Below are 15,422 nucleotides of genomic sequence, written 5' to 3' on the forward strand. Positions count from 1 at the left end.
CTTTAGGTCTTTCATTCTTCTAATGGTATATATCAACCTGATGGAATGAACAATATGCCCAAACGTTGACCTTTATACCATATCTACCGCATAACTTTAAGCCTCAGGAGCGCTTAGATGTATGGCGATTGGTTATAGTAGTTATAACCAATCACGTATTCTATGCGTAGTGGAGTAAAGCTATGCGATAAATATAAGGGACATTGTGACGCGCTAAACCAATGTATTCGCGAGTTTAATATGCGCTAGCTTAGCTAAGCTGGGTTTCAATCCAAGCAGGTAGAGCGCTGATAACCGCTGCACTGTTACCAGACTTCGGTGCGCCGCCTTGTGCGTAGTCAGGCTTACCGCCACCTTTACCACCAAGCTCACCTGCCAAATGACGAATAATATCACCAGCCTTCACTTTGGCAGTGACAGATTTTGCGACGCTCGCTGCGAGTGCTAATTGGTCATCTTTATCACCAATCAATACAATCACGCTATCAGGCAGTTTTGATTTGATATCGTCCATCAGCGTACGGATAGATTTACCATCGATACCGCTTAAAGTACTGATAAGAACTGGGGTACCTGCGATCGTTTGTACATCGTCAAGCAAATTGGCTGCTTGAGCACTGGCGATTTTTTGTTGCAAGCGCTCTAGTTGTTTTTCTAGGTCGCGTTGCTTATCAGCCATAGTACGGACACGCTGCGCCACTTCAGGACGTTTTACTTTTAGCTGACTTGCGAGCTCGCTCAGTTGTTGCTCGCTTTGCTGAATATTTTTAACCGCGTTCATGCCAGTGACAGCTTCAACTCGGCGGATACCAGCCGCAATACCAGACTCACTGGTGATTTTTAGCACACCGATATCGCCCGTACGCTGTACATGCAAGCCACCACATAGCTCGATAGAAAAAGGCTTGCGCTGACCATCGACGATACGGTCTGTACCCATGGTCAGGACTCGAACGTCACTACCGTACTTTTCGCCAAACAGTGCCATAGCGCCTTGATTCATCGCTTCGTCAATCGACATGTGCTCGATGCGGGCAGGAGTGTTGGCTTGGATTTGCTCATTAACGAGACGTTCGACACGCATGATTTCAGCGGCGCTGACAGGTTTGTCATAAGCAAAGTCAAAACGTAGCACTTCGCTTGAGACTAGTGAGCCTTTTTGCGTGACCGTATCGCCTAGCACTTCTCTTAGCGCTGCATGCAATAGGTGAGTGGCTGAGTGGTTTTTGGCACTGGCTGCACGTATGCTGGACAGTACTTGCGCTTCAGCGGTTTGCTTAGTGCTGATATCGCCCATGGTGACAACACCATAATGGATAATCGCTTGACCAGATTTTTTGGTATCTTGTACTTCAAAGACGCCAGATGCCGTACGGATTTCACCAAGCTCACCAACTTGACCGCCGCCTTCAGCATAAAATGGGGTGCGATCTAATACCACAACGCCTTCCATACCTTCTGTTAAGCTGTCTGCCGGGTTGCCGTCTTGATAAAGTGCATCAATAGTTACGCCGTCTTCTTCAAGCTGCTCATAGCCGATAAATGTCGTTGGCGTTTCTACTTGGATGACACTGCTGTAATCGACGTCAAACTTGCCAGCATCACGCGCACGCTCACGTTGTGCCTGCATATGCTCATCAAATTCGGCTTCATCAATAGCAATACCACGCTCACGAGTGATATCGGCGGTCAAATCAAGTGGGAAACCATAGGTATCATAAAGCTTAAATGCCGCTTCACCAGATAGCGTATCGCCATCTTGTAAGCCTTCAAGTTCGCTGGCAAGTAAACGTAAGCCTTGGGCCAATGTTTTAGCAAACTGTGCTTCTTCTTTTTGAATGGCACTTTCGATGACGCTTTGTTTGTCTTGTAGCTCAGGATAGGCACTGCCCATTTCAGCGACAAGCGGCGCAACCATCTTATAGAAAAACTCACTATCAGCGCCAAGCTTGTTGCCATGGCGTACGGCACGACGAATGACACGGCGCAATACATAGCCGCGACCTTCATTACTTGGCGTGACACCATCAGCAATCAAAAATGCTACCGCACGAATATGGTCGGCGATGACTTTTAGTGATGATTGTTGCTCATTATTGATCTCTAAGATGTCAGCTGCTGCATCCATCAAATGGACAAACAAATCGATCTCGTAGTTGCCATGAACGCCTTGCATGATGGCACTAATACGCTCAAGCCCCATGCCTGTATCGACGCTAGGTGCAGGCAGTGGTAATAGTGTGCCGTCCTTTTGACGATTGAACTGCATGAATACGCAGTTCCAAATCTCAATATAGCGATCGCCGTCTTCTTCTGGCGTACCTGGCAAACCGCCTTCGATATCGGCGCCATGGTCATAAAAGACTTCGGTGCAAGGACCACAAGGACCAGTGTCACCCATTGTCCAAAAGTTATCAGAAGCGTAAGGAGCACCTTTGTTATCACCAATACGAATGATGCGCTCACTTGGAATGCCGATGTTTTTATTCCAAATCTCAAAAGCTTCATCATCAGTCTCATAGATAGTCACATAAAGACGATTTTTATCAATCGCTAACCACTTATCTGAGGTCAAAAACTCCCAGATATACTCGATGCCTGCTTGCTTGAAGTAATCACCGAATGAAAAGTTACCAAGCATTTCAAAGAAAGTATGATGACGTGCGGTATAGCCGACATTATCCAAATCATTATGTTTGCCGCCAGCACGTACGCACTTTTGCGAGGTTACCGCACGTGTATAGTCACGTGGTTCCATACCCAAAAAGGTTTCTTTAAACTGATTCATACCGGCATTGGTAAATAGCAATGTCGGATCATTGTGTGGAATCAAGCTAGACGATGAAACTTGGGTGTGCTGCTTGCTTATGAAAAAATCGATAAAGGCTTGGCGAATATCGGCTGAGCGAAATGGCTGGCTCACAGCGGCTCCTTACTGACGGATAGAATTGAGTAAATGACATAAAATAATTTTGCAAGCGATTTTAGCACAAACGCCCAAGCTCTTGGTACAAGAGTTATAACTACTAGGTTATTATACGTGTGCTAGTCATCGCCTAATTTGTAGAGTATTAAGATTAATTGGTCAAAATGGCCGCATCCGTTTCATCTAATTTGTCTTGTGTGGTTGGATTGGACTCGATTACTTGCACAGGCAAATAACGTAGTTGAAGCTTGATTGGCAAGTACTCTGGGAAATTCTCTGCCATATCATTAGTGATGAGTGTCTCAATCTGGCGTACGTCATATGAGCTCGGTAAAGTCTCTCCACGCACGATTGCTCGCACCACTTGGTTCTCTTCTGAGGTATCAAACTGCGTATTGGTCAATACATTGCCTTGATCGATAAAGTAGTTGTTGATGGCTTCTTTGACACTACTCTCAAATACTTGCTGCTTGGCATTGGTCTGTAGGTTGATGGTTAAGTAGGCACCTAAGCCACCAAGTAGTAATAAAGTCACGGCGTTCCGCTGCAAAAAAGTCAGATACGTATTAGATTTATAGTCGTCATCGACCAAACGACGGAACCCTAAAACCCACAAGACAAGCGCATTGGTAAACTGAATAGCAAGAATGTTGGTCGCTGCCAATAACAGCGCACCAAGCCCAAGTTGCATCTCACCATTGGCGAGCAAGATACCACTAGCTGCCAGTGGTGGTACTAAGGCTGTGGCAACCGCAACGCCGACAACGGCAACCGAGAGATGCGGAGATACCATCGCGTACGCGCCAGCTGTACCACCTGCTAAGGCAATCATCAGATCCATGGAAGTAGGCTGGGTACGTGATAGGATTTCTGCCGTTAGCGGTTGGTCTTTATGTAGCCAACCAACGATAAAGCCGACCAGCACCACCAATGAGACACCGATAATGACGGTCAAGAGCGACTTACGCAGTAAGGGCATACGGTGATCGATAATTGCTAGCGCTATACCCGTGATAGGGCCTAGCATCATCGCAACCAACATGGCTCCGATGACTACGGCTGCTGAATTGGTAACTAGCCCATAACTGGCAATGATGGCAGATAAGATGTTCATGATGAAGTACATCTTGCTAGGCAGTGCGTTCGCCTCAATCCTAACCCGTACTTCTGGGTAATCTACTTTTTGATTGCTAAATTGCTCGGCGACAAACTGCTTATAAGACTCAAGTTTGGCTTCTTTTTCCTCTTGAACCTCATCCTCGTCACTTTCATCTTGAGCCTTTTGAGCGTCGCTGTCTTCTACATCGGTGTCTTTATTTTGGCTTTTATCTTCTGAGTCATTATTTTGATGGTCATTATTGCGACTAGATGCATTTTTTGTTTTTTGTTGATTGGCTGTTTTATTATCTGATGACTGTGCTGCGATGTTTGTGTCATCGGCAGGGTCGTCTTCTGCTTTTACCGTTACTTCAGCATCACTATCGTCTTGAACACTTTTTTCTGTTGTTTCTGCCGTATCAGACTGAAAGAAATCGGATTTTTCTTTCGCTTCTATAGATTCTGATTCTGCAACCTCAGATGCTTCAGTATTTGACTGTGACTCAGGTTCTGTCGACTCCAATGTTGCTACAACCACATCGTCACTGATGGTTTCCATCGTTATTTCGGCGTCAGGTGGCTGCGCACACTCAGTGTCTACTTCGGAGTCTATTTCGTCATTTGTATCAGTCGATTGCTTGTGTTGATTGTCTTCGCTTTCATCACTGTCTAAAGCATCATCAACTACTGGTTCAATTGTCACGTCTTGATTGTGAGAAGCGTCAGTAGTGGCTGACGAATCGTTTTGATCCATTGAATTAGACGCAGTGTTTTTTTCAGATGAGGACATAGCAGATAGCGTTCTTAGTAGATAAAGAAAGTCATTATTGTAATGATAAATAGATAAAGATATAGGAGATTCTTGAAAATATAAAAAAGAGTAGAGAGGAGATGGAAGTAGGAACTGGTGTTTCTTATGATTAAGTCTAAAACCTTAATAATAGCATGGTTTTTATTCTAAAGTCATTCAATATAGATGCTACAAGGGTTCACGGTAAATACTTACTTTTTTTGTGGAATTAAGGTTAAATATATTATATCCACAATAAAGATAAGGAATAACTTATGAACTGGCCATTATTTTCTGTCATCTACTCAATGACAGCCACCGTGACTATCGGACTTTTTATGATCGGCGCTCTCATTACAGGGTTCGATGAGATATTGCATATTCAGATAGCGGTTGGATTGGGCGTTCTAGCTTCGATACCTGCAGGGTTATTCTTTACCAAAAAAATTGGCAGTATTACTGGGAATGAGGAAGGTTATAAGACATAAAGGCGAACAGTAAAACATAAAGACAAGCAGTGTTATCGATGTGAAGTGGAACCGCCCATCAACAAACAAAAAAAGACCTCAATATTGAGGTCTTTTTTATCATCGTTAGAATTATTTACTAACTAGCATCGAAGCTAGATTTAATACAGTTCCATTTATTGAAGTTCGACAACCGCGCCATTTTCGATATTGGCATATACTTCTAACACATCCCAGTTGGTCAAACGAACACAACCTGCTGAGCCTTGACGGCTGATACCTTCAGGTACTGGTGAGCCATGTAAACCGTAAGAAGGCTTAGATAATCCCATCCAAACGACACCGACTGGGTTGTTTGGTCCTGGTGCTATCATATGAACTTTCTTTTGAGCGCCTTCACCAACGGTTGATTTATACCAAGGCATTTTCACTTTATTGATGATTTTGAACGTGCCTTTTGGAGATGGTGTGGCATCGCTACCGACGGTCGTCGGATAAGTAGCAACCAATTTGTCACCATTGTAGGCATACAATGTTTTGTCGGCTTTGTTGGCAACCACGCGATTGATACGTTGGTTCAGCTTGTCACGAGTATTTAGTACTGTGATAGTCTCGCCAACAGCGTACTTTTTATTTTTGTTGAGTTTGTCTAAGTAACGTACATCCATATGGAAACGTTCACCTAGCATCTCTTTGATATCTTGATAATAAAGACCTTTCATTTTTGACTTCGCTTCTGAACCAGAAGGAGTAGTCGCAAAATTGGTATTGATATCGTCTGCGGTCAACGTATAAGTGACAAGGACAGGTTTATTCGCAGGGATATTTTTAACCAAGGCATCCCAAGTTTTTTGGTCCATTTTACCAGTCGCTGGCAATCCTTTCATCGTTTGGAAGTTAACAAGGGCTTTTTTGCTGTTCATACCCCAACCGCCATCGATAGGGCCAGGAGAAGCATGGTTCCAATCGAGCAGCGCCTGCATTTTGATCGTCATCGCTGAGTTGACTTTCATATTAGGTGACCAGACAGCACCATTCACTTGCTTAGCATAGTTCGACAAGTTCAACGTTGTGTGCTTCTTACCATCTTTGTCTTCGATGTTTTTGATGGTTGGATCATCGCTAAAGTCTTGACGCTTCTCACTCTCTGGTAACTCAAAAGCGAGTGGATCAGACGAGTCGATAGATGATAGGTCGCTAGGCGCAGCAACAGCTTGACCTTCACTAATGTCATCATTGCGGTCAGCTTGCTCATCTTTGCGCGTCAGTTCTGCTGCACTCATATTGTCAGCAGCTGGGGCTGGCACGTTTTGGTTGGCTTCTTGCTTGTTATTGATAAGCTGGTTCATGCTGTCGACTGGTTTCGCTTTCTCTGTATTTAACTGTACAGTAGCAGCGCCATCTGAGCGACTACGGTTCTCTTGCACATTAAGGCTAACCTTTTTGGCAAGACCCGGCATAGCGTCAGCCGTGCGTACTGGCAATGTGCGAGTACTATCGGCAGGTGCAGCAATTGCGGCTACACTGGCACTTACAGCTGCGATAGATATGGCAGTAATAATTGGCTTTATTTTCATCATATTGAGTCACTTGTGGTTGCTACTAATGCGGCTATTATGCGCATAATTTGATTGCATCGCAAACTTTTGACACATCTTTTTGCATTTAAGACTTGCCAAACGTCAACTGCTGACGTATTCGCTACAGTTGGGTAATAATTTAACCAAGGTGTGTATGGCGTCGTGCTCGATTCTTACGCAAACTGTTTATTATTCGCACTATTTTTTGTGCAAGTAAAAATGACAGTTATTGGCGCTACTAGAGGTTTACGTCTATAATGTATGACTGAATTTTATTTAATATAACGATTTTTAGCAAAAAGCAATTTAACCCGCTAGCAGTTAATCCACAAGGTGCGATATGTCAGAAGACCAAACAATGAGTGCAGAAGAGTTTCAAAACCAATACTTCAATGATGAGTCTGAGGGCTTAGACGGTGAGATGGAGTATGATTTAGAGACTGGACTTCTTGGTGAGCACGATGAATTTGCTAACTTACATGCAGAGCTAAACGAAGCACGTGAGCAGCTCGTCAGTATTCGCGACTTTATTCGTTTTTCAGTCACGCAGCTGCGTAATTATGACGTCGTTGTCGCACAAGGCACGACCGATGAGTTTGCAGAAGCGTCAGCCATTGTCCTGCATTCTTTGTCTCTCGATTGGTCTGCTAATGAGCAGATTCTTGATTGTCGTTTGACCACGTCTGAGAAGCAGTTAGTGCTAGGACTGTTAGAAGAACGTATCGCTGAACGTAAGCCACTCAGTTATTTGATTAACTTGTCGTACTTCTGCGATTTGCCTTTTTATGTCGATGAGCGTGTGCTTATTCCTCGTTCACCGATCGCAGAATTGATTCGTCAGCAGTTCCATCCGTACTTTGAAGTTACCGAATTGGCTAAACCACTGGGTATCAGTCCGAACGAAAAGTCAGCGGTATTTTATGACCACGGCCTAGATGTGAAGCAGTTGTCGCAGCCTGAGCGTATTTTAGATTTGTGTACTGGCTCTGGTTGTATCGCGATCGCGCTTGCTACCCGTTTCGTTGATGCGTTGGTCGATGCCGTTGATATTGATAAAGGCGCATTGGAAGTGGCAATGGTCAACGTAGATCATCATGACCTTGGCCATCAAGTAAACGTAATCGAGTCTGATTTGTTTGCCAAGATACCTGCTGAGAACCAGTATGAGCTTATCGTCACCAATCCACCATATGTAGACGCTGCTATCATGGCAGATTTGCCGCCTGAGTTCTTATATGAGCCTGAGCATGCACTTGCAGCTGGCCAAGACGGCTTAGATTTGGTACATCGTATCTTATTTGAAGCGCCAGATTACCTTAGCCCAGATGGTTTGCTGATCTGTGAAGTAGGTGACAGCGAATGGGCCCTAAAACAAGCCTATCCTGAAATCCAATTTGATTGGTTGAAGTTTGCACATGGCGGGCATGGTGTCTTTGCGATTACCTATGATGAGCTAATTTCAAACCGTCAATTGTTTGCCTCTTATGTTCAGCTATTAGATAGCCTTCAATAGACAGATATTAGGTTAAATAGACGTCGGCTTCATGAGCCGAAACTATAAGCAACAATACAATCACTCATTATAAGCAACACAAGCAATCATCATAAGTGGCATGAGTGATTGGTCAAATAGTCATCAGTAGCGTTTACTTGTTTAAGGACAGTTATGGCAGGCAATAGTATTGGGCAGGTTTTTACAGTCACCACCTGCGGTGAGTCGCATGGGGCAGGCCTTATGGCCATCGTTGATGGCGTACCACCAGGTTTAGCATTATCTGCAGACGACCTACAAGTAGATTTGGATCGTCGCAAACCGGGTACGTCTAAGTATTCAACCCAGCGCCGTGAATCTGATGAAGTTGAGATTATCTCTGGCGTATTTGAAGGCAAAACCACAGGTACGTCTATCGGTTTATTGATTCGCAATACCAATCAAAAATCCAAAGACTATAGCGATATCAAAGACACTTTCCGTCCTGGACACGCTGACTATACTTATAGTATGAAATATGGCTTCCGTGACTATCGTGGTGGTGGTCGTTCTTCAGCGCGTGAAACGGCCATGCGAGTGGCGGCTGGTGCTATCGCCAAGAAATACTTGCAAGAACGTCTGGGCGTACAAATTCGTGGTCACGTGACTCAAATCGGCAATGAGCATAGTAATGTCTTAGACCCAAGCCAAATTGACTGGGAGTTTGTAAACAGTAATCCGTTCTTTTGTGCAGACAAAGAAGCGATTGGCCGTTTTGAAACCTTGATTGATAACTTGCGCCGTGAAGGGACTAGTTGCGGCGCGCGCCTTGAAGTTATCGCAAGCGGTGTACCCGTAGGTTTAGGTGAGCCAGTGTTTGATCGTTTAGATGCGGATATCGCTCATGCGATGATGAGTATCAATGCGGTCAAAGGCGTCGAGATTGGCGATGGGATGGCGGTAGCAGGTCAATTCGGACATAGCGCTCGTGACGAGCTGACCCCAGATGGGTTTGCAGCCAACCATGCTGGCGGTGTCTTGGGTGGTATCTCATCAGGTCAAGATATCCGTGTGAGTATTGCGCTAAAACCAACCTCTAGCATTACCACTGCTGGCAAGAGCATCAATACTCATGGTAAAGCAGTCGATATGCTGACTAAGGGTCGTCATGATCCTTGCGTTGGTGTGCGTGCTACGCCCATTGCCGAAGCGATGCTAGCGATTGTAGTGCTTGATCACTATCTGCGTCACCGTGGTCAAAACGCTGATGTGAAGCCGCCAGTACAATCGATTACTTAGCATTTTTTAACGTAATTAGCCCTTTATCGTTTCCAGTAGTTTAATACTAGAAATGATAAAGGGCTTTTTATATCCCAATAAAATACAGGTATCACCTAAAAACAATCAACGCGTTGAGCTAGCAAGGTTTTAGGCTGCCAGTTGATACTCATCGATAGCCACACACTGCTGATGCCGAAACACCAACAATAACCGCTGACTAGGAATCGCTAGCCAATGTCCAAACTCAATACTATCGACACCTTGGTTCAATAAAGTTTGTGCGCAGTGATGACGGCTCAGGCCGATTAGATTCTTGATGATAGGGTTATCAGTTAATTGATGTGACATGGATTTTCTACTCCTAATGTGCTTTACGAATTTGACGGTTTAACAGATCCTAGTGCTATCGTAAAATAAAGAAGTAGAAATCCTGTGCAGCCATGATGGAAAATTGATGAACTGTTATAAATGTTTATTCTCAAGCTAGTGGCAGGGTAATACTAACCATCACACCAGAACGCTGATTTTTACCAGTATCAGTTTTATCAGCGCCAATTTTATTATCATTAGCATGGACATTATCAATAGTTACCTGACCGCCATGGTGCTCAATGACTTGCTTCACTAAGGTGAGTCCAAGACCAGTACCTTTTTTGAGAATACTATCGGACTGTTTGGATTCAGCTTTGTGATGTGCTGAACCTGTATCTAGCGCATAGGTTGTACTCTGATTTTTCACTTGGTGAACAGACTGACTTTGATGAGATAGGCTAAAATAACGCTCAAAAGCTTTTTCAATAGCATAATCAGGCAATAGCTTTCCATCATTAAATATATCGATGATTACCGTTCGCGCTGTGCTATGCAAGGAGATGTCAACAGTGCTATCAGCGAAATGAATGGCATTATCCAGCACGTTTTGTAGGACTTGTATTAACCAAAATTGGTCAGCAAACACACTGGTAGAGGTCAACAATTCTGCTGGCAAGTTTGTAGTGTTTGTCATGTGCTGATCATCGATGTATATATCGATAGGTTGTAGATTCTGCTGTTGCTGCTTGGCAGTATTGTCTTTTATTAGACTCTGTAATAATGGCAGTAGCGGCGTTAGCTGACGATTGAGCTTAAAAGTAGGCTGTTCAACTTTCGCCAGCAACAGAAGTCGGTCGATGAGCTGTTGCATCTTTACGCTTTGCTCACCAACCGTCTCAATAAGTATCTGCCGATCTTCATTATCCAGTTTATTGTCATCTAATCCATCATCTTCTAACAGCTCACTACTGGCGCGAATGGCTGTTAAAGGGCTTTTTAGCTCATGGGTCAAAGTATGGACATAATCAGTGACGTAAGCACGGTTTTCGAGTCGATGCTTCATGGTCTCGATAGTATCTGTCAGGCTATTTAATTCATGACCTAGATAGAAATAGGGCTTTTTGGTGTCTTCTGCCAACGCACTGGTATATTGAGTCACCAAGGTAATGCTCTGCTTAAGCCACCATGCTACTAGACCTGCCAGTATAAGGGCGGCGATACTGATAAGTAGTGCGGTGATAAGCATGCGGTTACGCGTATCATCTAAATAAGGCAATACGCTAGCGACAGGCTTACCGACACTGACTACGCCAATGATATCTCCAGACGGATTTTTGATGGGCTGAGCCACATACATGACTGAACCATCACGTCGCTGATAATCTCGCAGTGTGCTTCTTGCGCCGTATTGTCCCTTTAAGGTGAGATAGACATCATTCCAGCGTCCATAGTTCTGCCCTTCGTTATTCTCAGGTTTGGGCAGGGAGTCGTAAATGACTATGCCGCTACTGTCTGTCACATATACGCGAAAGCTACTGTAGCTTTTGGTTTGATCGACAGGACTGAGTATTTCATCCATCGCTGGCATGCCGACAAATGCAGCATCAAGTTGCGCTTGATATTCCTCGTCATATAACTGTCCTGTAGATAACGGCACCTGTAGACTGGCCGCGAGTAATTTACTGGTGTCTAGGAGCGTGTCTTCGATGACTTGCTGCGCGGTTGGCTTGACGTAGCCAAATAACTGAGTAAACACGACCACGCCGCATATGACGAGCACCAACGCAACGGCTAGCCAAATTCTAAAAAATATACTTAAATTGAGCAGTCGTTTACGTTTAGGAGCTTGCTGAGCAGTACCAATAGGGTGCAGTTTGGCATACCAATTGCTTTGGTCATTATGAATATCATTTTCAGCAGGATTGGTTTTATTATTCATAAACTAGCAGCCACTATTAAGCTGGACATAGTGCATAACCCAGTCCACGATGCGTATGGATGACATCGACATTAGCATCTACCATAGCGAGCTGTTTACGAATTGATTTGATATGGCTATCTATCGTTCGCGCCAAGCGGTGATCAGGATAGTCGCTTACTGCGCTAAGCAATTGCTCACGGCTAAAGACTTGATGCGGTGCTTGTAATAACGTCAGCAAAATTTTGCGTTCTGTATTGCTAAGCTCAAGCTTTTGCTCTTGCCACGTTAATGAATAGTTGAGCGGTTGATAATGCCAAACGCCAGATTGGTTTTCAAACGTTAATGCTTGTCCTGATAGATTATTCGAGGAAGCACTTTCAGTACTGTTATCTGAGTTTATGGTATGAGAGCCTGACTGTTGAATTAGCTGCTCACGTCGCCAAATGGCTTTTAAACGTGCGACCAATTCACGTGGACTAAAGGGTTTGGCGCAATAATCATCACCGCCCATCTCCAATCCTAGAATACGATCGACCTCATCGCTACGTGCGGTCAAAAACACGATAGGCAAATCTTTTAAAGCGTCGATATCAGGTGTATGACGTATTTGTTGACATAGGCTTAAGCCGTCACCGTCTGGCAGACCGACATCCATAATGATCGCCGATAGATCTTGTGCTTCATGACTATGCAGCATGGGTAACACACTACTGGCATTATCCAACCAAGTTATCTGCCAACCTTCGCGCTTGCAGGTAACCTTAAGCGACATCGCGATCGCAGGATCATCTTCTACCAGTAAAATATGGGTCATAGTCTCTACATCGTCTTATAAGCTTAGTAAATTATCGTAGCACAAAACAGCAGACTGCTTTTGCTGCCACGAGTTAAATGGTGTGAAAAGTTAATGGAAAAGTAAGATGCTCAGTAGATAGTGTGCGATGTAGTTATTTTGATACATTTAACAAAAAGGCCAGCTCAATAAATAAGCTGGCCTTGGTAACGAAGATTAAGCATGATTGTTTATTAATAGACTAAGCGAAAATCTATTTAAGACCTTTGCAGTTGGCATAGTAGCTCACTGTAGCGGGCCAATCTGAAAAAATACCTTGAACACCGACGTCCTGCGCTAGTACGTCAATATAATTCATCATATCACCATCATTGTTGATAGCATCACCAAGACCGCTATAGTACCAATCGCCACCATCGGTTAATGGCCCTGAACGCTCTATCGACCAAGTAATGATTTTTAGACCATTGGCTTTGGCTTGTTTTGCGTATTCTGATGGTTGCATATTCCCCTTATCATCAGTAGTGACTAACAACCAAAGTGCTGGGGCAATGGTGTTGATGCCACGTGCTTTGATATCAGCCAATGAGTGCTTCCATGTGCTTGCGTCATCTTTATCAAATGTTTTATCCTTAGCGGTCTCATTGCTGTCATCAATAAGATAAACGGCATTAGCCCCATAAGCTGGCTCGTTTTTGATCCAGTAATCCAGATCTTCTATATTAAATGACTGGGCAAATACATCGCTTGCAGGTACATCTGCTGCCTTATAAGTATCTATCAGCTGTTGGCGGTAATCGTCCAAACGATAGTCGTTAAACGGCATGGTCACTGCAGGTGCTTTTAGCTCAGGCGTGTGCTTCATACCTAGCTTGCGTGCCAACGCGATATGCTCTTTTAACGTCATTACCTGACCATTTTGTGAATACAAATCCGTTCGCCAAGGCGCGGTTGCATTCATATATTCACTAATGCTGGTTGCATTTTTATTGGCAGCATCCATCTTACCCGTCAAGGTTTTAAACTGAGCAGCACTGATATCTGAGGTGCGACATTCGATACTGTCGGCATTGGTAAGTTTGCCTTTAGCATCCAACATGGGCGGTACAGTGCATTGCTTGGCGAGCGGCGTGGTTAATATATTAGTAGTGGTGTGCAAGTCGTTTTGGGCATGACGACAGACAAGCTCACCGTCATTGGTAAAAGCGACATCACATTCTAAGATGCCAGCGCCCATTTGTGCTGACGCCACGTAGCTATCATAAGTATGTTCAGGCAGCTGTAATGGCGCACCTCGATGCGCAATAGAGAAGTCTGTCTTACTTGGCAGTTGTCCTCTGCATGCCTGTAGCTCTTCTTTTAGTGGTCCCTCATCCATATCATTTATCAAATAAAACGGACGCACTCCATAGGTATATGCGACAGGTGAGGAAAGTTGTGGCTGTGATTGCGGTTGCGCTGTCGATAAAGGAGCTTTTGATGTGAGCATTGAGCGGCTATCGGTAGTGCAGCCTACTATCAATAATGAGCTGATCAGCGTTAAAGGTAAGGCGAGATTAATCTTATTAACTTTAGCCAGCGTCTGCTTACTCAGCTCAAGCGCTGATTTATTAGAAATTGTCATGTAAAATGTTCCTGCAAAATTATAAAAAAATCCCATCGGACGTATGGATAGGAATTGAAAAATTAACGTTTGACTATTGGTTGCTACTTGCCAAAAGAAGCTAAGGGTCGTGCATTCTTGTAAAAGCTTAGCCTTGTAAGAATTTAGCCTTGTAAGAACTTAGCATTAATGCGGATACAGTTGTAGGCACATGTACTAAAGAATAGACAGCTGACAGTATTTGAGATTGATAGTTTTAAGCTTAATAGTATTGAGCTTATCGGTCGTAACATCATACGTGTCTTCTTATACTATTCTCATTTTTGCTATTGTCCCTTTAGTATCTCACTATTGACCATACTCTCAAACTAACAGATGATATTGACCATATAATGACACATACATTATTTTGGCAAAAAATATAGAAATGCTTAGGGCATATCTCATTACATTATTAAGGATAACTATGAGTAACTATTTAGACGCAGTCGTCGTTGAGCACAATCCCTCTCAAAAAAAGATAGATCGCGCGGTGATTTGGCTTCACGGTTTAGGTGCTAGCGGTCATGATTTTGAGCCAGTGGTACCGCAACTTGGCTTGGCTGATGATATGGCAGTACGTTTTATCTTCCCACATGCACCTAAACGCCCAGTCACGGTAAATGGCGGCATGGTGATGCCAGCATGGTACGACATCATAGAGATGAGTCTGGAGCGTAAAGTAGATGTGGCTCAGATTGAAGAGTCTGCTCAGCAAATACAAGATTTGATCAGTCGTGAGATAGAGCGCGGTGTCTTACCAGAGCATATCGTCATCGCAGGGTTTTCGCAGGGCGGGGCAGTTGCGTATCATGTGGCACTTGGCTATCCAAAACGTTTGGCTGGCTTGATGACGCTCTCTACCTACTTAGCGACCAACGATAATATTGAGTATAGTGCTGCTAATAAAGACATGCCGATTTTGATTGAGCATGGTTCTCATGATCCAGTCGTGCCTGTCATCCTAGGTGAGCAAGCACAGCAATTATTGTCAGCAAAGGACTATAATGTGTCTTACAATACGTATCCGATGGCACATCAAGTCTGCATGCCGCAGATCCAAAATATCGGCAAATGGTTAAACACTGTTTTGGCATAATCTATTAAGCTGTAACGTAATGTAATGCAGGCTACTTATAGG

General features: G+C 43.9%; 11 protein-coding genes. 4 read left to right on the forward strand and 7 right to left on the reverse strand.

Going from position 1 to position 15,422, the window contains the following annotated elements; all coding sequences use genetic code 11:
• Positions 1-250: 250 nt before the first annotated feature.
• Together alaS and ACQKCP_RS01025 are read right to left on the reverse strand one after the other, a co-directional pair.
• A complete protein-coding gene (gene alaS / locus ACQKCP_RS01020; RefSeq protein ID WP_427610949.1) occupies positions 251-2,923 on the reverse strand; it encodes an alanine--tRNA ligase in 2,673 nt (890 codons plus the stop codon).
• Between the two features lie 154 nt (positions 2,924-3,077).
• Positions 3,078-4,814 (reverse strand): TIGR00341 family protein, encoded by a 1,737-nt coding sequence (locus ACQKCP_RS01025; RefSeq protein ID WP_427610950.1) that lies wholly within the window; start codon positions 4,812-4,814, stop codon positions 3,078-3,080.
• Between the two features lie 275 nt (positions 4,815-5,089).
• On the opposite strand from ACQKCP_RS01025, the gene ACQKCP_RS01030 reads away from it, so the two are divergent.
• Positions 5,090-5,302, forward strand: coding sequence for a hypothetical protein (locus tag ACQKCP_RS01030; protein WP_201566955.1), 213 nt, complete (start codon positions 5,090-5,092; stop codon positions 5,300-5,302).
• Positions 5,303-5,457: 155 nt separating this feature from the next.
• Here ACQKCP_RS01030 and ACQKCP_RS01035 read toward each other — a convergent pair whose 3' ends face one another.
• Positions 5,458-6,861 (reverse strand): L,D-transpeptidase family protein, encoded by a 1,404-nt coding sequence (locus tag ACQKCP_RS01035; protein WP_427610951.1) that lies wholly within the window; start codon positions 6,859-6,861, stop codon positions 5,458-5,460.
• A gap of 340 nt (positions 6,862-7,201) precedes the next feature.
• Between ACQKCP_RS01035 and prmB the strand changes: the two genes are divergently transcribed.
• Entirely contained in the window at positions 7,202-8,374 is a 1,173-nt protein-coding gene (gene prmB, locus ACQKCP_RS01040; RefSeq protein WP_427610952.1) for a 50S ribosomal protein L3 N(5)-glutamine methyltransferase, read from the forward strand.
• A 153-nt stretch (positions 8,375-8,527) separates the two neighbouring features.
• Entirely contained in the window at positions 8,528-9,631 is a 1,104-nt protein-coding gene (gene aroC / locus ACQKCP_RS01045; RefSeq protein ID WP_427610953.1) for a chorismate synthase, read from the forward strand.
• A 129-nt stretch (positions 9,632-9,760) separates the two neighbouring features.
• On the opposite strand, the gene ACQKCP_RS01050 is transcribed toward aroC, so the two are convergent.
• From ACQKCP_RS01050 to ACQKCP_RS01065, 4 genes are all read right to left on the reverse strand, one after another.
• On the reverse strand, positions 9,761-9,961 hold the full coding sequence (locus ACQKCP_RS01050; RefSeq protein ID WP_427610954.1) for a hypothetical protein: 201 nt from the start codon (positions 9,959-9,961) through the stop codon (positions 9,761-9,763).
• A 130-nt stretch (positions 9,962-10,091) separates the two neighbouring features.
• Positions 10,092-11,864: a two-component system sensor histidine kinase CreC gene (creC, locus tag ACQKCP_RS01055; RefSeq protein WP_427610955.1), complete on the reverse strand. Its 1,773-nt coding sequence runs from the start codon at positions 11,862-11,864 to the stop codon at positions 10,092-10,094.
• Between the two features lie 16 nt (positions 11,865-11,880).
• Positions 11,881-12,660: a response regulator gene (locus ACQKCP_RS01060; protein WP_427610956.1), complete on the reverse strand. Its 780-nt coding sequence runs from the start codon at positions 12,658-12,660 to the stop codon at positions 11,881-11,883.
• 232 nt (positions 12,661-12,892) lie between these two features.
• A complete protein-coding gene (locus tag ACQKCP_RS01065; RefSeq protein WP_427610957.1) occupies positions 12,893-14,263 on the reverse strand; it encodes a glycerophosphodiester phosphodiesterase family protein in 1,371 nt (456 codons plus the stop codon).
• A gap of 445 nt (positions 14,264-14,708) precedes the next feature.
• Between ACQKCP_RS01065 and ACQKCP_RS01070 the strand changes: the two genes are divergently transcribed.
• On the forward strand, positions 14,709-15,380 hold the full coding sequence (locus tag ACQKCP_RS01070; protein ID WP_341608929.1) for an alpha/beta hydrolase: 672 nt from the start codon (positions 14,709-14,711) through the stop codon (positions 15,378-15,380).
• The last annotated feature ends 42 nt before the right edge of the window (positions 15,381-15,422 follow it).

It is taken from the genome of Psychrobacter sp. NPDC078631 (assembly GCF_050268165.1).
In the GTDB taxonomy this organism is placed as follows: domain Bacteria; phylum Pseudomonadota; class Gammaproteobacteria; order Pseudomonadales; family Moraxellaceae; genus Psychrobacter.